The organism is Streptomyces rhizosphaerihabitans, assembly GCF_025399795.1.
GTDB lineage: Bacteria > Actinomycetota > Actinomycetes > Streptomycetales > Streptomycetaceae > Streptomyces > Streptomyces rhizosphaerihabitans.
The window spans coordinates 1-18,738 of sequence record NZ_JAODTZ010000094.1 but is presented as its reverse complement, the minus strand read 5'-3'; the positions used below and the strand labels follow the sequence as shown (position 1 = coordinate 18,738).

At 68.2% G+C, this 18,738-nt stretch carries 18 protein-coding genes and 1 pseudogene; 7 read left to right on the top strand and 12 right to left on the bottom strand.

What is annotated here, in order from left to right; translation table 11 throughout:
- Positions 1-250: 250 nt before the first annotated feature.
- Entirely contained in the window at positions 251-628 is a 378-nt protein-coding gene (locus tag N4G66_RS43410) for a DUF6083 domain-containing protein (protein WP_261709844.1), read from the top strand.
- A 1,105-nt stretch (positions 629-1,733) separates the two neighbouring features.
- Positions 1,734-1,979 (top strand): DUF3761 domain-containing protein, encoded by a 246-nt coding sequence (locus N4G66_RS43405; RefSeq protein WP_261709843.1) that lies wholly within the window; start codon positions 1,734-1,736, stop codon positions 1,977-1,979.
- Between the two features lie 704 nt (positions 1,980-2,683).
- Here the strand turns inward: N4G66_RS43405 and N4G66_RS43400 are convergent.
- Positions 2,684-2,989 (bottom strand): hypothetical protein, encoded by a 306-nt coding sequence (locus N4G66_RS43400; RefSeq protein ID WP_261709842.1) that lies wholly within the window; start codon positions 2,987-2,989, stop codon positions 2,684-2,686.
- A gap of 116 nt (positions 2,990-3,105) precedes the next feature.
- Between N4G66_RS43400 and N4G66_RS43395 the strand changes: the two genes are divergently transcribed.
- From N4G66_RS43395 to N4G66_RS43380, 4 genes are all read left to right on the top strand, one after another.
- The gene (locus N4G66_RS43395) at positions 3,106-3,303 is read left to right on the top strand and encodes a hypothetical protein (RefSeq protein WP_261709841.1); all 198 of its coding nucleotides are present in this window, start codon (positions 3,106-3,108) and stop codon (positions 3,301-3,303) included.
- 488 nt (positions 3,304-3,791) lie between these two features.
- Entirely contained in the window at positions 3,792-4,367 is a 576-nt protein-coding gene (locus tag N4G66_RS43390) for an RNA polymerase sigma factor (protein WP_391858985.1), read from the top strand.
- Positions 4,364-5,362 (top strand): hypothetical protein, encoded by a 999-nt coding sequence (locus tag N4G66_RS43385; protein ID WP_261709839.1) that lies wholly within the window; start codon positions 4,364-4,366, stop codon positions 5,360-5,362. The genes N4G66_RS43390 and N4G66_RS43385 overlap by 4 nt, the downstream gene beginning before the upstream one ends.
- A gap of 429 nt (positions 5,363-5,791) precedes the next feature.
- A complete protein-coding gene (locus N4G66_RS43380) occupies positions 5,792-5,953 on the top strand; it encodes a hypothetical protein (protein ID WP_261709838.1) in 162 nt (53 codons plus the stop codon).
- Positions 5,954-5,963: 10 nt separating this feature from the next.
- Here N4G66_RS43380 and N4G66_RS43375 read toward each other — a convergent pair whose 3' ends face one another.
- From N4G66_RS43375 to N4G66_RS43345, 7 genes and pseudogenes are all read right to left on the bottom strand, one after another.
- A complete protein-coding gene (locus N4G66_RS43375; RefSeq protein ID WP_261709846.1) occupies positions 5,964-6,377 on the bottom strand; it encodes a MerR family transcriptional regulator in 414 nt (137 codons plus the stop codon).
- Positions 6,378-6,428: 51 nt separating this feature from the next.
- A pseudogene (locus tag N4G66_RS43370) lies at positions 6,429-6,551 on the bottom strand (IS5/IS1182 family transposase); the annotation flags it as partial.
- A gap of 147 nt (positions 6,552-6,698) precedes the next feature.
- Positions 6,699-6,959, bottom strand: coding sequence for a hypothetical protein (locus tag N4G66_RS43365; RefSeq protein ID WP_261709837.1), 261 nt, complete (start codon positions 6,957-6,959; stop codon positions 6,699-6,701).
- Positions 6,960-6,989: 30 nt separating this feature from the next.
- On the bottom strand, positions 6,990-7,916 hold the full coding sequence (locus N4G66_RS43360; protein ID WP_261709836.1) for a hypothetical protein: 927 nt from the start codon (positions 7,914-7,916) through the stop codon (positions 6,990-6,992).
- Positions 7,917-9,093: 1,177 nt separating this feature from the next.
- Positions 9,094-9,714 (bottom strand): hypothetical protein, encoded by a 621-nt coding sequence (locus N4G66_RS43355; protein ID WP_261709845.1) that lies wholly within the window; start codon positions 9,712-9,714, stop codon positions 9,094-9,096.
- 237 nt (positions 9,715-9,951) lie between these two features.
- A complete protein-coding gene (locus N4G66_RS43350; protein ID WP_261709835.1) occupies positions 9,952-10,950 on the bottom strand; it encodes a hypothetical protein in 999 nt (332 codons plus the stop codon).
- Between the two features lie 27 nt (positions 10,951-10,977).
- Positions 10,978-11,274, bottom strand: a complete 297-nt coding sequence (locus N4G66_RS43345; protein ID WP_261709834.1) for a hypothetical protein — start codon at positions 11,272-11,274, stop codon at positions 10,978-10,980.
- Positions 11,275-11,710: 436 nt separating this feature from the next.
- On the opposite strand from N4G66_RS43345, the gene N4G66_RS43340 reads away from it, so the two are divergent.
- A complete protein-coding gene (locus N4G66_RS43340; protein ID WP_261709833.1) occupies positions 11,711-13,801 on the top strand; it encodes an SIR2 family protein in 2,091 nt (696 codons plus the stop codon).
- 162 nt (positions 13,802-13,963) lie between these two features.
- On the opposite strand, the gene N4G66_RS43335 is transcribed toward N4G66_RS43340, so the two are convergent.
- The 4 genes from N4G66_RS43335 to N4G66_RS43320 all read right to left on the bottom strand — a co-directional run bounded on the left by N4G66_RS43335 (position 13,964) and on the right by N4G66_RS43320 (position 18,017).
- Positions 13,964-16,228: a hypothetical protein gene (locus tag N4G66_RS43335; protein ID WP_261709832.1), complete on the bottom strand. Its 2,265-nt coding sequence runs from the start codon at positions 16,226-16,228 to the stop codon at positions 13,964-13,966.
- A 126-nt stretch (positions 16,229-16,354) separates the two neighbouring features.
- A complete protein-coding gene (locus N4G66_RS43330) occupies positions 16,355-16,987 on the bottom strand; it encodes a hypothetical protein (protein ID WP_261709831.1) in 633 nt (210 codons plus the stop codon).
- Positions 16,988-17,105: 118 nt separating this feature from the next.
- The gene (locus N4G66_RS43325) at positions 17,106-17,390 is read right to left on the bottom strand and encodes a hypothetical protein (protein ID WP_261709830.1); all 285 of its coding nucleotides are present in this window, start codon (positions 17,388-17,390) and stop codon (positions 17,106-17,108) included.
- Between the two features lie 63 nt (positions 17,391-17,453).
- The gene (locus N4G66_RS43320; RefSeq protein WP_261709829.1) at positions 17,454-18,017 is read right to left on the bottom strand and encodes a hypothetical protein; all 564 of its coding nucleotides are present in this window, start codon (positions 18,015-18,017) and stop codon (positions 17,454-17,456) included.
- Positions 18,018-18,738 lie beyond the last annotated feature (721 nt).

Sequence of the window (18,738 nt, the reverse complement as noted above, 5' to 3'; positions counted from 1 at the left end):
GTGAGGCGGGTGGGCTACTGGCCGTCGATGACGACTCGCGACAGCATGTGGGCGTAGCCGGGGCGGTGCGGCACTCAAGAGGTGGCTGCGGTGGCGTTGTCCAGATGGCTCGCCCGGCCGTCGCTGGTGCGTTGAGTGGGATTGCGGCTGGCACGGGTTGCCTCGCGTGCCGTGTGCTGTCCACCGGTGCGCAGGGCTCCCGTCCGGTTGGCGCCGTGTGCCGCATCTGACGGGCCTGCAGGCTCGGTGTATGGGGGTTGTCGAGGAGGGGCCGCGGCGATTGGGCCGCCGGCGGATGTTCACGTGTCCGGTCTGCGGGTTGCCGCAGGATCGGGTGCCGACGTTGGAGCAGGACTGGGTGCTGCTGGAGCCGGGCGTGACGGTGCTGGCCCATCTGGTGCCGGCTGAGCATCGGTGGATCACGGTGTCGGATGGTCGGGTGACGGTGTACGCGGTGTGTCCGCCGGTGGCGGAGCAGCGTTGCCGGGTCGAACACCGTCTGGCGTGCGCTGGGCAGGAGTTGCCGGATCTGTGGCCGTGGTTGACGGCGTTGCGGGTGGAGAACAAACGGCGGTCGGAGCGTCAGGACGATGAGCCGCCGGTTGTCGAGTTGCCGGATGCCGGCTGAGCCGCACATGACTGAGGACCTCTGTTCCACGTACGCGCTGTTGCACTACCGGATGGCTGCGTAGGTGAGATCTAGCAGCACCTATCGGGGTCCTCGGCATCAGCAGATGCCGGGCAGACGTTGAAATGTCGGTGAGAAGCAGCAGCGACCCGCAACCGACTCAGCGGCAAACGGCGCGGACGTGGCCGGATGAGAGGTGGAGTTCGTATGGCAGGCAGCAGTCGGAGCACAAGGTCGCGACGAGGGTGCCGCAGGCGCACAACTGGTTCATTCCGCCGTCCGGGGTGGCTCCGCAGCAGGCGGCGGATGCATGCTGAAGCTCCAGGCCGCGGGCGTCGCCCGGGTTGATGACGATGTTGCCTCGCGGGCCCCGCGACACCAACGCCTGCCCGTGTACGTTCGTCATTGTCCCGCGACGTGGCATCGCCGGCCCAGGCGCCTCGGCGACCACTAGGGGCGCGCCATACGGCTCCGTCTCGATCGCATAGCAGCCCGATGGCACGGTCGAAGGTGACGGACCCGGCTTATCAGCCTCCCACCATGCGTAGTACGGAGCCTCGGGAACCGCGGGCAGCGGTGTGAGTGGCCCCGTCAGGGGGACTCCACATGCCGCACACACGAAAACCACCGCTTCGGCCTCCGTGGCCCCACCAGTCATGTCAGCAACCGGGGCGGGCTGACTGGGCTCCGGCTGGCCGACGCCCTGGTCTCGCTGATCGTGCATGGGCCGACCGTAAGGGGCGCGCTGCCGGGACCGGCAGCCACCCCCGCCAGAACAGCGACGGCAGCCATCACGAGTCAAGTAGTCAGGTGCTGCTGAATCTCAGCGACATCGTCTTGCTCGCCGGCGGGTGTTCTCGAGCCGGGGCGACAAACGCTCTCGCTACTCACCAACAAAGCCAACCGGAGCGATGACAAGCCGCGCCCAGCTGGCTGACACAGTTCCCGAAGCGGTCCAGCGAGGCATCTGCGGCTTACCGCACACTTCGGCCAATCCCTATCAGAACGCGCCCCGTTCCGCCTTTCGGGTGACCTCGTCCTGCCGTCGGCCCGGCGATCGCTCACGCCTGGAACGATCAACCTCGGAAATCAAGAGGGGGACATCATGCTCACCAGGTTCAGGGCGGGGCTGGCTGCGCTCGCTGTCGCCGGGGCGCTTCTGGCGCCGGTTGCAACGGCTACGTCGGCTGCGGCTGCGTCGTGTGCGCACCACACGACGGGCGTGTGCCGGGCGAACAGTTCGCATCCGCGTGGGGCTATGGCGAAGTGCAAGGACGGCACTTACTCGTACAGCGCCCATTTCCGGGGTACATGCTCGCATCATCGGGGCGTCAAGTACTGGTATCGGTAGCCCGGCGCCGTATGCAGTGGAGCCCCGCCTCGGGAAGGAGGCGGGGCTTTGTGTTCTCTGCTGATTCGGCTGTCAGCCGAGGTAGCTGATCTGCAGCACAGTGATGGTCTTGAGCGTCTGCCGACGAGCAGGACGGCGAACGCCTGCTCGGTGATGAGCATCCGCATGACGGCGTCCTCATCGCCATCGTAGAGATGGGTGGCAGCGATGGGGTCATGGCAGGCGTCAGCCGCAACCGGTCTTGCTGTACGGGTGCTGGTGCCCGCTCTTGCCGTCTTTTGGGGATGACCCACGGGTCGGTGCAGCGGACGGCCCTGCCGGGGTGCTCGGTCCGGCAGTAGCCGCCGCGCCGCGCGGGGCGGATGAGCTGTTCATCGCGTCCTCCCGCGCGGACGGCCCGGCGGCACACAGAGCGCCACTTCCTGCACAGGGCAGCCAGGCGGCGTCGGCCCGGGCGGGGGCGAAGGGGTGCCACAGCCGTCGGCCGAGATCGTCGGCGACTGGACGGGACGGCCTGCCAGCAGGACCTCGTCAGGACCTCGTCTTGCCCGTCGAGGACGTGCCGACCAGCACCACCATCCGGCTGCAGCCCGCGGCACCTTCCCGCCCCTGCCAGCGCCTCGTGGTGCTCCCGCGGCACATATCCCGTCGGCTCCGCATCCCGCCGCGGGGCCGGCGGGGTGGACCTCCAGGTTGTGTGGGTCTCACTCCGACAGCGGCCGCCCCGGCCCTGAGACATCCCCGGCGTCTGGACCAGCGGCCACGGTAGCGCGACGCAGCAGCCCCAGAAGTTCCTCCACCGGCAGCTTCAGCACGCGGGCCAGTGCCGCAACCGTCACCGCAGACGGCACAGGAGCACCGGCCCGCAACGCCTTTTCCACGGTGGTACGCGCAAGCCTGGCCCTCACGGACAGCTGCGCTTTGCTCAACCGGGCCTGGGCCACGCCGTCCTCAAGTCGGCGCCGCAGTTCCGCCAACGCCTGCTCAGACCCCGTCTGCTCCTCCTGCATCCGCACCCCCAGGGTTCGGTGGCCGCCAGTGTTCATCATCGTCCAGGCGGACTCTGGCGTACGCCGATTCCGGGACAACAGTCACGTCAACACCCGCCCGTCCAGGAGAGTCTGCCGTGACCGTCGCTCTTGTTCTCCTCACAGCTGCGCTCGTCACGGTCCTGGCCAGGCTGGCCGCCACCGCAGCAGGGATCCTCACCCGCGTCGACGGCGCCACGATCCCGGCTGTACTCGTGCGCGCCGCCAGGGCGTTCGCTGCCGTCCCCACCCTCGCCTGCGCCGTTATCGCGACCAAGGCCGCAGTGATCCGGTAGACACCAGGCCACGGTGTGCGCACGCACGGGCTTGGTGCGGGCCCACGGGTAGCCCAACCCGCCAGGGCGATACCGGGGCCGGTTCCGGAACTGAGAGTACGGGGGGTCGCCCGTACCGGACGCGTGACGCGCCTGGGGAGCCCTCGATGCTGTGCTCCACCCGCGTGACCAGCCAGATGTCACAACTGGCCTAGAAATCAGCACTGTTGTGGTGCACGCGGCAGAACCGGGTGCTCGTTCGCAAAGGGAAGAGTGCGGCATGGAGCCTGTGATCGTGGGAGCGGTGGTAACCGTGGCAGTCAGTGTCGTTAACGGCATAGTGGGAATCGCTCAGGGGAAGGTGAAGGCGTCCGTGGAGAGGACGCTCATCACGGAGGCCGCACACACCGACCGGCTCCGCTGCCTGACCTCACCGGCCGCCTCGGCTTCCTACCCCGCCTCCCGCTGTTCTGACGCGGCTCCAAACGGCTGTGCCGGGGGTGATGACCGTGGAGGACGCCCTCAGCACTGACCTCCATCTAGCCGAGCCCCTCGAGAGGACTACCGACCCGCAACCAGGCATCCATCTCGCCGGCGTACTCCATGACGAGCAGTACCCGGCACTCGTACGCTTCTTGCTCCTGCACGGGGCGTCCTGGACCGAAGCCCAGGACGCCGCCCAGGACGCCTTCACCCAGATGTGCGCCCCCGGCGTCTCCATCAGCTACCCCCGCGCCTGGCTGCGCACCGTCGCTTGGCGGTCCTGGGTGAGCCAGCAGGTAAAACTCGAAGAAACATGCGCGGATCTGCCGGAACCGCAGACGAGCCTGCGTTGGCACACCCCGACCTACGCCGCCGAACTCGGAGAAGAACAACGCCGAGTGATCTCCTTACTGTTGCAGCTGCCGGCCAAGCAGCGCGCCGCCATGGCCTGGCACCTGGACGGCTTCACTACGGAGGAGAGCGCGCGGGCTATGGGCACCACGCAGGCAGCCGTCCGCCAAAACCTTGCGCGCGCTCGAGCGGCCCTGAAGCAGGGCCTGCACCTGGAAGGACGCTTCGTCAACGAGAGGGGGAAGGCATGACCGGCAACGATTCCTGCGGCACCGACGGGGCCGACCGTCGCCACACTGACGACCTCGAAGCCTTGCTGACAGCAGTCCACGACCAGCTCGGCATCGCCGTGAACGACCGCCTTAATGCCCTCGGGGGGCCGCCCGAACTGCGCTTCCCGGATCTCGCCTTGGACCGCCTCCTGGCCGTGACGCACCGCACTTTGGGGACCAGCGTCAACCGTCGCCTCTCCAGGGACGTCTGCGACGCCCTGGCCCAGCGCAACACCATGCTCCAAGCCCATCTGACGGAGCGGGGAGCCTTGTCACACCGCCCCGCCGCCATCCGTGTCAAACACCGTGAGGAAGCCTTGCGGCTGGTACACCTCTACTGGCCCCGTGACCTGGCCGAAGCCATGCGGGCTGCAGTCCGCATGGTCCAGGACTTGTGTGACCTTCTGAGTGACACCACACAACCGATGGGCCATGGCGACACCGTGCTGGACAATCTGCGGGGCCATCTCGAGGGCATGTCTCAACTGCCGGAGTCGAACCGGTGCCCGCAGTCTCCTGCCCGCCTGGACTACCTCGGCGCTGTGGAGGAAGCACTCGCCAACCCTGCTGAACGGCTCATCGGTGAACTCCACAGCATCCGGGAACTTTTGGACGACGAACTCGCCCCAACCATCGGGGCTCTTGAAACCGCTGGCCGCTCATACCTGTTCGGGGTCAACGCAATCGCCCAGGACCTGATAGACGATCTGGCTCGCGGCTGCGAAGAGGCGACTGCTCTGGCGAAGGCTGTCACCGACGTTGAGCAGGCCAGCAACGACTTCGTCGGCGCGGATCTCACGAACGCCCAGCTGGACGGGCTGCTGCTGGAAGGGATCCTCTGGGACGACACGACCCGTTGGCCGCCGAAGTGGGAGATGCGTGTGCGCCACGCATCACTGCTCTGCGACGAAGAGGAAGGCATCCGCGTTGTTGCCGCAGAAGGTTCTGACACCATCGTCCACGCCGAGGCGTAGCAAGCCTTGTCCAGCGTGTGGCACTGAAGGGCCCTGCATGAGGCCATGGCGCAGTGCCCTGTCGAGGGCTCGTGCAGGACATTGAGGGTGCGTGCTTGATCACGAATCATGCTGACGGTATCCGGGTCTGCTCGGAGGCCGAAGACCACCGCTGGCCGAACGACGGCCGCGGCCGGGGCTGCCCGTTCTGCGCTGGCCACCGTATCTCTTCCGCCAACCGTCTTTCGGACCTCTGTCCGGACGACGTCCCGAGGTTGGACACCGAGCGCTCTGGCATCACCGCAGGCCAACTGCGCTTCGGCAGCAGCCAAGTGGTGTTGTGGAAGTGCGACATCAACCTCGCGCACCCGTCGTTCCCGCGGAGCGTGAACGCCTTCACCGGGGGCAGGGAAGGCCATGGAACCCAAAACGTGCCCCGAGTGACGCCTGGTGGGGACCTCGGTACAAGAGCTTCAGCTGAAGGCTGAGCTCGCCACCGTGCTGCGCACCGATCACATGAACAGCCGCCTGGAGCTGGACCTGACCGCCACGGCGGCGACGGTGCCCGGCCGGCGCCGCCCACAGGGGGAGGCGGCACCGGCTCAGGAGTGACGCTGCGGTTTCAGGGGCGGGCGGCTTGAACGCTCTGCTCCAGGCGGGCGCCCAGGGTGGCGGCGAAGTCCTCAGCGCGGGCCAGTTGGACGCGGAGCTTGTTGACCTGCTCGGTGGCGGCCTGCTCGTACTCCCGCACGCGGTCGAGCAGGGCCTCCCGCTCACCGGTGTCGAGGTCGGGCTCGTTGTCGAGGCGGGCGGTGGCCTCCAGCAGGTCGCGCATCTGGTCGAGGGTGAAGCCGAGCGGCTTCATGCGGCGGATGACCATGAGGCGGGCGACATCGGTCTTGGTGTAGAGGCGGAAGCCGCCCTGGGAGCGGGCGGACGGGGTGACCAGGCCGGTCTCCTCGTAGTGTCGGATGGTGCGCAGGGACAGCTCCGTCCGCGCAGCGACTTCGCCGATCTGCATGTGCTTGTCGTCCACGCCCGTGGTCCTGGCCCTTCTCGTCGCGGCGGGCCGCGCTCCGCACAACTGACAGATGAGGGTGGCAGCGATACCGACGAAGCCGAGGAAGTACTCGGGCTTGCGTTCGTAGCGGCGGTGCAGGCGGCGACATCCTGCTGGCCAGGACACGGGCCGCATTACGCCCCAGCGATGTGCCCAGTCTGCGTCCGGGCATGGCGATCGTCCTGGCGGCGGCCGGCGGACCCTCGCCTGAGCTGTGAGGCGGCGCGGCGCAGTGTGTGGGAGCGAGGCACCGGCTTTTTGGGCGGCCTATCGCGGGGCGTGGGCAAGCTCCGTCGGCTACAGCGCGGGCAGAGGGTCGGTGTAGTCGTCGACGCCGAGGAGGAGTACGTGGTGTCCGACGGCCTCCGTGGTGCCGGCGGTGACCTTCTCGACGTCGAGGCGCAGCCGGATGTGTCCGGCGCCTTCGCCGTTGGCTGCGAGGTCGTGTTCCAGCTTGTCGTCGAGGCGGTCCAGGGCGGCTTCAGCCGCGGCGTAGTCGGCCAGGTCGCGGGTGAGGACCTGGCCGGTGGCGGTGTCGCGAAGCTGATAGCTGGGCATCGGGGATCGTCCTCTGGCGGGTCGGGGTGATCAGGTGGTGGGGTCGGTGAGACCGCGCGCCGCGTTCACCGCGCGGGACCAGACGTCGGGGCTGCCGCCGTGCTCGCGGGCGAGGGAGGCGGCAAGTCCTCGGACGTCGCCGCGCTCGCGCAGGGCGGCCAGGGCGATGGCCGCCCGCCGGTCGGCCTCCGAGCGGGCCGGCGCAGCCGCGGGGCGGTGCTCAAGTGCGTTGCGGACGACGTACTCCCAGGACCTCTGAGGACCGCCGTACTGCACGCTGAGCTCCGCGGCCAGGCCCGGGTGGTGGCCGTCGCGCTCGATCGCCTCGGTGGCGTACTGCTCGGCGAGCTGGGTGGCTGTGAGCGGCTCACTCCCGGCGCGGGCGTTCAGCTCGGCTGCGAGAACCTCCTCGAGGGCGGAGGGCCGGCCGACAGGCGCCTCGGCCTGTGGCCCGGGACGGCGGCCGGCCCTGCCGAGCTTGTCGCCGGTGCGCTTGCGGTCGAAGTCCTGCAGGTCTCCGGCACGGAAGCCGGGGATCATCCGGCCGGTGGGCCCCTCAACCTCGCCGACGGAGTCCGGGAAGTAGTCGGCGTTGTCCCGCCGGTACTTGCGGATTACCGAGGGTCCGTTGAAGTTCAGCAACTCGGCAGCCTTGTTGATGGAGACGACGGTCTCGGGATCGAGCTCGTACAGCTCGGGGTCGGCCTTGAGGACCTTGCTCGCCTTGTCCTGCTGGAACCAGGTGTAGAAGGCGCGGAACTGCTCCTCGTCGTAGAAGTCGGTCCCGTCGATGCGTTCCTTCTCCGGGTGGCGCTGCTCCTTGGGCTGCTCGTCGCGCACCTTGTACCAACGGGCCGCGGTGCCGAGGCTGGCGCCGGTGAACTCGCGGATCCAGTCGCGGTTGACCACGGGACGGTCGCCGACGACGCGACGCTGCGGGTTCAGGGGCTTGGACATTGCACTCTCCGGTCCGGACCGCGGCCATATACTGAGGGCCTGCTCCTCTTGTTCCTCTGGTGCTCACGCACCGGCAAGCGAGATGGGTTGGTGAAGGTGGTCGGCGGGACGTTCGGCCGGGGTTGCCGCCCTGGGTCGACACCCTCGTGAGAGGGTGCCTTCCGCCGCCCACCATTTTTTACCGCTGTTTCGCGTAATCAATATGACGCTCTCGATGGATGGCTGTCAATCTCGTCGGCGCACACCCCGCCACGAAGTCACCCTCCACTCCCGTTCGAAGTGCGGCCCGGCCCGGCTCGCGCGCGTTCACGAGGGCGACCAAGCGCCGTTCGACCCCGCTGCGGCCGCGTTCGCCGTTGCGGACCTTGGACATCGCGCGGGTTGAAGGGCGCGGGGTTCCCGGAATCCTGAACGTTGGTATGCCGGAACCTGCGTGCCAGTTGATGGCTGCAGCGGTCCCATGCGCGGGTTCCGGCTTAGCTGACGGAATCTGATTTTCCGAGCGTTCGCCGTGCCGCATCCAACTGGCTAGCCCGCAGGCCAGTGTGGGTTGGGCATGCCGTCATCGCTCATGTGCGCCCGCTGCCAGATCCTTTTCCAGCTGAACGGGATCTCCGGCACGAACCGGTGCCGCTGCCCGCACGGACATGGCGCCAGCACCCACGCGCACTCACGGCACCGCTCGATCCAGCCGTGCCCGGTCGAGCTCAGCTGCGGCGGCCCTTCGTCGCCGCAGGCCGGACACCCTGGGAGCTCGGCACCGTCCAGGAGCGCGTTCTGCCGCCGGACGTACGCAGACAGCCGCAGCGACGGGTGGCGAAGCGGGTCTTGGTGCCAGGCATGGTCCGGGCCGTCCCAGTTGCTCCGCAGCCACCAAGGTCGTGGCTCGGGTACAGTCCGTCGCCCGGCCCGCTTCTCCGCCCGGCGTTGCGCGGCGTACTCCTCCGCCCGCGCGAGCCACAGCACCCGCGCCTCATGCAGTTCCTCCACCGCCCGCACCAGCGCGTCCGGATCCGCCTTCAGCCGCCGGGGGATCGCGGCGCTGAGGTGAGGTGGTGGTACGTCGCCCGGAAGCCGTACGGCGCAAAGAGGGTGATGCAGGTCCGCAGCGCGCTGTGCCGGCGACGGAGGGGGAGGCGGGCGTCATGCACGTGCGCTCGGTGGGTCAGGAAGCTGGTCATTGTGTGGGCGCCAGGTTCAGTGCCCGTGCCAGGGCGGCAGTGACGGCGGCGGCATGTGCCGGCAGGTGTTGTTCAGCCCAGGTTCCGGCAAGGCTGAGGAAGTCCTGCAAGTCCTGCTGGGCGCCGGCGACGAGCGTGCGTACCTGGTCAACCGATAGCTCGATCACCGGGCCGCCGTCCGTCCCGTGGGCGTCGAGCGTCAGCCGGACGATGTCGCCAACGCGTTCGGCCACCGAGGACGGATCGTGGCCGAAGTAGGAGCAGCCGCTGCCGTCGAGTACCTCCAGCCAGTCCCGCCAGGTCTCCAGGCCGTTGCAGCAGCCCGGCTCGACGAAGACGGTGTCGGTGGCGTTGTCGGTCACCCGGAACCCGCCGGCGGCGAACAGATCAGGCATGGTGAGCAGCCCGTGCAGGAATGTGCCGAGCGGGTCGGTCGGGCACGGCCCGTGCTCTTCCTCCGGCTCGAAGTCGTTGCAGCCGGCGATTCGCATAACGGCTGTGCCGACCTCCGCCGGAGTTAGCTTCCGGTCCAGAACGAGGCAGCCGTGCGACTCGTGCTCGCCAACCGGCCAGAGCGAAAAGTCGTCGGCAGCGAAAGTCTCCAGAACGGCTTGCATCACAATCACATGGGGATGATGCCGGACCCGTTGCCACCCGGTCACGGGATTTAGCTGCGGTAGCGGGCTCAGGGTGGGCCCGCTACCTGGGCAGTTTCGCGGTGCGCTCCGGGCAGGCGGTGCCGACGTAGGGCATGGCGGTCTGCTTGGTGATGCCGAACAGGCGCATCAGCCGGAGCGGGTCGGCGCATTCGGCCGTCTCATTGAGGATGCGGTCCTGGCGCAGACCGCTCAGCGTCAGCCCATGAGGGAGGACTCCATGGAGAAGCCCGATGTTGACCGCCGGGTGGTCCGGGTCAACCGCGGTCTTCTGGCTGACCAAGAGGTGGGGATTGGCCGAGGCCGGCCACCGGCGGCGGTAGGTGCTCCAGTCCGCGGCGAGCTGGTTGGTGAGCTCCTCCAGGTAGAGGGTGTGCCGCAGCAGGCCCCGCCGTACTTCCAGGGTGCCGCGGGACAGGTCGAGGCAACTGGAGTGCAGGGGGTCCGGATCTCGCTGCCGGGCAGGGCGTGGATGGCGGCCAATGCTACGACGAGCCGGCCGAGCGGTGTCCTGGCCTGGTCGAGCAGGCCCATCAGGCGGTCGGAGGGGATGGACTTCGGGAGGCCGGTGAGGTCGCCGACGGGGAGGTCACGGGCCGGATTCTGGAAGATCACCCGCCGGCTCTTGAGCGCGCGGAACAGACTGCGCAGGACGGTGGCAAGACTTCGGCGGGTCATGCCGGACAACTCCGCCACGGCGTCGTCGACGTGGTCCCTCGTGATCTGGCGCAGCGAGCTCGCTCCGACCGTCGCGGTCCAGTGGGTGAGGACCGGCTGGAGACGGGCGAGGTAGCGACGGATGCCGTCGTACCCGCGCGGCTTTCCTTCGCGTCGGCCCTGCTCGCGCAGGACCTCCACCCACGTGCGCACTTCGGTCGCGACCGGTTCCGGAAGCGCGGTGAGGACCGACTCGAGCCACATCTCGTCCGCGTCCCGATGCAGTTCGGGGTCATCCACCAGCAGCCCCCGGGCACGCAGGAACTGGCAGGCCGGCTTGGTGGCGAGGTTCACGTCGATGCGGGCCAGGTCGTGTACGTCGTGTTCGAAGACGGCCGTCTCGGCGCCAAGCCAATACAGGAGGATCGTCAGCGCGCGCGTGTTCTTCTGGTAGTCCGTCCGCTGGCGCGGTCGGTGACGGGTGAACTCCTCAAGCAGGTGCCGCGCCGGCTCGTCCAACGGCGGCTCGCCGCGGGGCATAGCGCGCAAGTGGGCCAGCACGGGGACCTAATCCCGCCGGATGTTGAACAGCGGTTGCTGTCCGGGGCTCGTGGGCAGGACGGCCCGGTCCTCGCAGTGTTCCGGTCCTCGGTCGTCGTCGACCGGGAACGCCTCGAGCTGGCCGCCCCTGCCCATCGGCAGGTCGATCACCAGCTGCGTAGCCCGCCGGGAGGCGGGGCACACAGCGTCCCAGGGGCGGTAGGGGTGGCAGCTGCGGCAGCGATCGTCGCGCAGTGCCAGTTCGTCCCGTCCGCAGCGACAGCACCGGCCGCCCGCTCCCGCCAGTGCCGGCACGGAGCGCATACGAATCCCGTCCGTCGGCCGGCGGGGACCCAGGCGTCGCAGTCGCGCGACCACATCTTCCACGTCATGCGGCTGCGGCCCAGCCGGCACGCCCGGCAGTCCGACCTGCTGGATGCGGCTCTGAAGCCGCTCGCCGACGCTCTGCCGCGCCTGCCGCAAGACCAGGCTCGTTAGGAGCAGGGCTGAAGCCGGCGGTGCAGTCCGTTCTTCGGTTGGCCGGCGGCGAGTTGGTGCCGGTGCCTGGGCGGGAGCCGGGGGACAAGAGGGTTGACGCCAATCGACAGCGCTGACGGATCGGAGACCGCCTGTCGCTGGCTAAGAACGCTCGCGAGGCTTAGCTGTCCCCGCCTTCCAATCGTCACCTTGACGAGAATTCTGGTCCGATTTAGAGTCATGGTGACCATTATCTTGATCGCCGCTCTCCGCGAGGACCCCCATGGTTTCCACCAGCGGCACGCCAACTCCCTTACAAACACTCGCCCACAAGACTTCTGAGCCCGTGGTTCTGCTCTGCGGAAGCGGTGTCTCCAGCGTGCCGCCGTCATCCGTCCCTTCGTGGTACGGGCTGAATGCCGCAGCTCTCGATGGCATCAGGGACTTGGCACTGGCCCACGTGCTGGATTCGACGTCTGCTCAAGCGGCGGCGGCAGCCGTCAGCGTGCAGGACGTGTCGATCGTGTCCTTCAGCCAAGTCCTCTCTGATGCCTTCGCAGGCCGCGGCTGGCTGGACATCCTAAGCATCCTGGACAGTGACACCCCGAACGCCGTACACCGGGCGATAGCTGAACTGATCAGCGAGGGACGCTGCCACTGCATTGTCACGACCAACTTCGACACGCTCTTGGAGCAGGCCTGCAAGGACGCCGGGCTCGACGTGCTGGTCAGGGTTCCCGGCCGACCGGCCGTGGGTATCCCGGTGGACGGTAGGCCTGCCATCCACAAGATTCACGGCTGTGTACAGCAACCGGCATCGATGATCGACCTCCTGCTCGACAAAGGGCGTGGTCTCAGCCCGAGCACGCAATCCTCGCTGGCTGCCGCCTGCCACGATGGTCACTTGCTCGTCCTAGGCTTCTCCGGCGACGACTTCGCGGTCAACCATGACTACCTGGGACTCATCGCCCATGACGCCCTGCCGAAGCGGGTCACCTGGATCGTGCGCCCCGGCTCACAGCTGACCGCAGGAGCCTCCGCGTTCCTGGACGCCCTCGCCCAGCGAGGCGCAGACGTCGCAGTGGAGGAATACCAGTTGCTGGACCTGATCGGAGCCAGGTCCACCGGAAACCCGCAGCCGGACGACGCACAGCGTCTGGTCGACCACGTCCGGGACTGGCTCGTCGCCACGCTGGTCTTTCCCCCGACGGCGGCACTCGTCCTCACACAGCTACTGCGCTTGCGGGGAGACCTCGAAGCCGCCGCCACCATGCGCGCCGAAATCCGCCTGGCCTTGCCACGGTTCGAACAAGACGTCAGGCACATCGCGTCTACGCCCGCAGCGTGGGCGCTACTCGGCAAGGAAGAAGGAACCGGGCAGCTGGCTCTAGACGACCTGCGGCGAGCCGACGAGGCCATGGACCGCTGCGATCAGTTCGCTGCCCTTCGCAACATCACCTGGCGCGAGCAGGCACAGGCCGAGCAGATTCTGCTGCGCGCCGGGATCCGCCAGAACGCCTCCATCGTCTACCTACGCGCCGGGAACGTATCCGCCGCCGAACGGGCCCTCGACTCGGCCGCGCAAATCCTCCGAGCCCTTCCCGGGATAGAGAAGACACGCAGAATGGCCGGGATCAACTACAACCAGGCCTTCCACGCTTTGGCTCGCAACAACCTCAGTCACGCGATGATCCTCATGGAAAGCAGCATCAAGCACGCGGTGGACTGCGGCGACCTTCCCCAGCAAGCCTCGAGCTTGCTGATGCTCTCCATGTGCCTTCGCACCGCAGGTGACAGCGCCTTGGCCGCCCAACTCGACCACCAAGCCACCCAACTGGGCACGACGCACACCCACGCGTCCGCGCGGGGCACGTTCGAGCGCCTCCTACAGAGCGGCGGTACGGCGCTGGCATCCGGCATGCTCGATGACCTCGCCGCCAGCATTGCTCCCGATCCACTCCTCAGCGCCCTGGCCTCCGCCCGCTCAAGCCACGATGCAGTGGCAGCTGCAAACCTCCTACGCGACATCGTTGACCGTGATCTGAGCTGTCACGGCAGCGAACGGCTCGGACAGCTCCTGCGCAGCCTTGAGTTGACCCTCGGCGCTCCAGCAACGCAGCTCTACCAGCAGATCGTCCGCACCCTCAATTCCACCGCCCCAGCCGGGTGGCCGACCCAGACCCGTTTTCTCCTCACCGTCACCCAGCTAGGTCTCGACCAGACCACCACCACAACACCCCCGCAGAGCACCACGGTCGACCAACTCCGCCGCATCGGCGCGCTGTTCAACTATCAGCCCAGCTACTTCGTGCCGCCGACCTACATCACGGGCCTTCGCATCGTGACGCTCCCTACGCAGGCATCACCCTGCTGAAAGCCGCTCGAAACTCTAGGCCCAAGTCGAGGGCGGTGGGCGCAACGCTTCGCTTGACAAGGTGTTCGCCTTGGCCGACGTATCGGGGGTCGACGTGGGAGAGCTCTTCCGCGACCTGAACAGATCACTGATCCAATGCCAGGGACCAGGTGACGAGACGTCCTACCGCGGCAGTTCGCCCTTTTCTCCGGCGGTGGCGGTGCCGACGGCGAGTGCTCCGCGCGCGGACTTCGGGGCGTTGTGGGCGGTCAGGTACACGCAGGTGTACGCGGAGCGGTGTCCCTTGCTGTGCCGCTCCTCGGTCCACCGGTCGTAAGCCTCGTGGAAGGGTTCGCCGGCGCGCCCGTGCTCGGCGTGCCAGGCCACCCACGAGCGCTGGGGGTCCTCGAACATCTGGATGGGCCGCCCGTACGCGGCGGCGGTGGCCTCCCGCCCTTGGGCTGCAAGCCGTGCCCGCCATGCTTCCTCCTGGGTCTGCAACTCGCGCTCGCCTTCGGCGATCGCCACCAGGGCGAGCGCCTCGGCCCGGGCCGCGCGCGGTGCGTCCTTGACCTGCTCCAGGGCGGCGCGCACCTGCTTGCCCGCATCCCGCTGCGCCGCAAGCGGTCGGGCGTCCTCGCCCCAGGACTTCCGGTAGCCGCGCTGGGCCCGGGTGAGGGCGTCGACCGCATCCCGGTGTGCCTGCTCGGCGGCGGCCAGAGCTGCCCCGGCGCACTCGGCGGCGGTGCCGGTCACCTGGCCGTGCTCGAACCGTGTTTCGGCTGCTGCCTCGGCAATCTTGGTGACGGCGTCGCCGAGCTGGCGGCGCCATTCGGCCGCGTTCCGTCCCCACACGGTCCGTCCGCTCTCCTCGTCCGCGCGGTTGACCGCGCGGACGTCGCGTACCCACGCGAGCACTTCACGGAATGCCGCGCCGTGGCGGCTGTTGCGCTGCGAGGCGGACCCCCAGTAGCGGGCGCCGTCCCACATGCACCGGGCGGTGAACTCCTGGGTGCCGGCGCGCACCGGGAACGAGCCGGACACCTCAACCGCGCGTACGTAGCTGCCCTGCATGATGCTGGTCGTGACGGTCACGTCCCACCCGTTCGCTGTCGCTGCCCCGACCAGCGTCCGCGCATTCCTCGACAGCTCGGCCACCTCGTCCGGCGACGGAGCGGCGGCCGCGGGGGCCCCAGGGGCGTCGCCGGTCGGCTCGGGCTCCTGAGGGCCGGTGGTGGCGGTCGGTCCGGGCTCGGGGCCGAGGGGCGGCTCGACTCCGGGGCAGGCTCCGCTGTCGGACTCCCACACCTCGGCCGTTCCCGGGTCGGACGGAGGGGCGTCCGCTGCGGTCACGGTCGGCGTCGTCACCGAGCTGGGAAGAGCGGTCGGCTCGATGGTCACCCGGCGGACAACGTCGCCGTGCGACCACTCACCCGCAACCTGGTACCCGCGTGCGGTGACCAGGTCGGCGACTCGGTCCAGGGGGACGGCGCTGGAGCTGGGATAGTGGCACTCCTCGTCATTCCACACCGTGACGCCCTCCCACGGGCGACCTGGGTGACGCTGCCCGCAACCGCACTCCAGGCGGAGCGCGGCGCCGTTCATCCGTGTGTACGTGAGCACCGCGGAGCGGGCGGTCATGGTGCAGGCGAGCGACCGCACCCACTGCTCATACGCCGAGTCGTACACCCCGAACGTCAGGATCTCGGACGAGATCACCCACCGGGCGAACGCGGCCCCCTCCGCGGAGGTGCGTCCCTCCGTCACGGCGTACGCGGCGAGATCTTCGAGGTAAGCGGCGTTCGATGTGAGGTAGTCGGAGGGGAGCACCGACAGGACCGGCTGACTGTGTGGGGCGGCGTCGTCGCCTTTGGGCGTCAGCAGGCAGTCAGCGCCGACGTAGTCGCGCCCGACGAACCGCGACGGGTACAGCTCCAGCGGGACCGTGGTCCTGATCCACGGACGCAGCATGACGGGGACCTCGCCCGCCGGGGTGGCAGCGATGGATGCTGAGACGACCTCCGCCGTGACGGGGGAGGCGCCCCGCTCGCCGTAGGCAGACAGGACCGGCGCCGTGCGGGCGGTGGGAGCCACGGCAGCCACCAGGTGGTTCCCCAGAGCGCGCCACGCGATGCCCTCGGCGGCCTGCTGGCCGTTGCGGGCCAGGGTGGCACCGTCCCAGCGGTAGCCCCGGGCGGTGAGCCTCCACACACACCGCAGGACGGTTTCCCTGGGCGTCTGGGGGGCGGTGAGCAGCAGCGCGCAGTGTCCGCACTGCGTCTCGACGCTGGTCGTCCATCCGGCCGCTTCCGCGCGGGCGGTGAGCCGGACCAGGTTGCGGGGCAGATCGGCCGTCGGGGCGGTGGGCGCCGGCACCTCGGCAGGGGTCGGGGCCGACTCCTGGGCAGGGGCGCACGTGCTGCCGGCGGGGGACAGGTTCGCGGTCATGTCGAGTCACTCCACCGTGAGTTGGTGCCGGGTGAGTTGCCGCTCACACCGGGAGGCAGGGCAGTGGGGAGGCAGAGGGGACGTTCCCGCCGGGCCGGTCGGACGACCGGCCCGGCGGGGTGGTGCTCAGTTGCGGCGGTTCGGAGGCCGGTTGTCCGGGGGCGTGGTGCGGCTGGTGCTCGCCTCCGCCTCCGGGCAGGGCACTTGCTCGGCCTGCCGGTACTCAACGCCCGGTTCCGGCGCGACCGGTGCGCCGGTTTCGGTGTCGACGGTGTACGCCTGCCGGATGTCCTGCGCGGTGAGCGGGTGAAGCCACAAGTTCCGGACCCCCCAGCCGCGTACGAACTCCGACCCGTCGGGGTGGAAGGTGCGCACGACCAGTCCGCCGGTGGCGCACCCGACCATGCCAGCCGCGATCACTGCACACACCCGCATGGATGTGGCCTCGTTGATGATCAGGGCGTCACCCATCACGGTGAGTTCCTGGCCTTCGGTGACGTCGCCGTGCGGTGTGGTGGCGCTGGCCACCATGTGGTGTGTCCCGTCGCCGAGAACGGCGTTCAGAAGGGACAGGTACGCGTTGGCTGCGCGGTCGAGCAGCGCGTGGGCCTTTTCGGCGGAGGCGTGGATCTCCTCGGCCGTCACGGTATTGCTGTCGGGCGCGGGCGTCCACCGCATCGCGTCCATGCGGAGGTCCTCGCCCGGGTCGACGTTCTGACCCTCAAGGCTGTGTCGTACATGGTCGTCGTACTCGCTCATCGTTCCCCTGCCTCGGGTTGTTGAGTTGGTGGCGAGTGAGTTGCCGCTCACTCTCAGAATCAATAATACTCTCTTTCTGGGGGATCTCAACCCCCAATCACCGCCCGGACATGGCGAGTTACGACGACTTCGCCGGCGTCACCGTCGTACGAAAGAACGTGTTGCGGGCGAGGCTGAAAGAGACGCGCTTGGTCTCGCCGGTACTCTCGCGCTTGCCGTAGATCTCGACGTCGGTCAACTCGTCGTCCTCGTAGGCCACTTGCAACACCGTGCCTTCCCATACCTCCGGCCACGGGGCGGGCCGGAGCGCGGTCCTCGGGCGGGCGTAGGTGGCCAGGCTCCGGGTGGGGCGGCGCTCGATCCGCACCCGCTGCCCCTGGCTGATCGGTCCTCGGACAGTCATGGTGTTCCCTCTCTCTTGTGGCTCCGGGAGGGTGGGGCGCCGGCGGTCGCCCCACCCTGGTCGTCACTGCCTCCTGCCTGCCCGCTGTTCCTCGGCGGCCGTTGACAGCTCGTTGACCCCGTGGAGGGCGTGGTCGGCTTGTACCCGCGCGGCCACCTCGTCCGCGGACGGCAGCCCGAACCCTCCGTCTCGGGCGAACATGTCGTAAGCCTGACGCCACCCGCGAACCTGGCACTCGACCGCGTTTCGCGACGCGCACGCGATTGTCAGACCTCCGACGGTGACAGACAGTGCGCCGATCCCGTCGGGGCTCACTGCCGCGCTGCGGGCTCGGATCCTGGCGCGACGGGGCGCGTCGTCCAGAATCACAAACGAATTGATGGTGAGTTCGGGCTCACGTAATTCGCCTGCGTCGACCTGCTCAGGAAAAATCTTGTCGAGCATTTCGGCGGCCTCGCACCACCCTTCCCACCAAACACGCACGCCGATAGGGTGCCTGAATTCGATGATGGCCGTCGGGATTTTGAGAAGGGGAATGAGCGTCAGACCGATGGATTCATTGGTCTCGTGCTCTCCACCAATGTAGATCGTGAGTCGGCTTACCGCCTCAACGGCTTCGGTGTTCAAGGGAGCTCCTCGGGTTGGTGATTGAGACTCAGTCAGGTTGCCGCCTGAATATAAAATCAATAATACACTCTTCGAGGGCGGGGAGTACCCGAAACGCCCAACCTGCAGCATCTCTTGCGGTTGCTCCTGCGCCTGCTCTTGCAGCATCTGTTGCGCAAGCACCTTAGGGAAGGGTGAAGTATCCGCAGGTCAACCAGAGGTTCCGGGCATGGTCAGGGGTTTGACATCCCCTCTGCTGCCACTTTTCCCGCGCCGGTTGAAGGAGAGTGAGGAATGGGGGCGGGGCGTGGTCGGCGGCGGCTTCGGGAATTGGGGCGGCCTAGTGTGTGTTGCGCGACGGCGCGGGGCGTCGCGCCATCTCGGAGCGCTGTGCCGGCGGCAGCTGGGTGCTTGTGGGTGCCCGGAGGGTGCCCACAACTCCTCACACACCCCCTGACAACCCCTCACCCCCGCACCGGCCCGGCCGGGTTGGGCCCGGAGGGACCAACCCTTCCCGGTATTCCGGGAGTTCCTGTCCTCCACGGAATACAGTCTCAACTCCCTTCCCGTTTCAGGGAATTCGGAGAATCCCTGAAACGCCCGAAATGGAATGGAATTCCATTTCCGAGCAGTCCTCGACCGTAAAACTCTGAAACACCGTCAATTCGTGCCGGAGGCACGCAGCTTTATAAATTTGCCCGGAGGGCAAATTTATAAAGCATCCGCCGGAGGCGGAATGCTT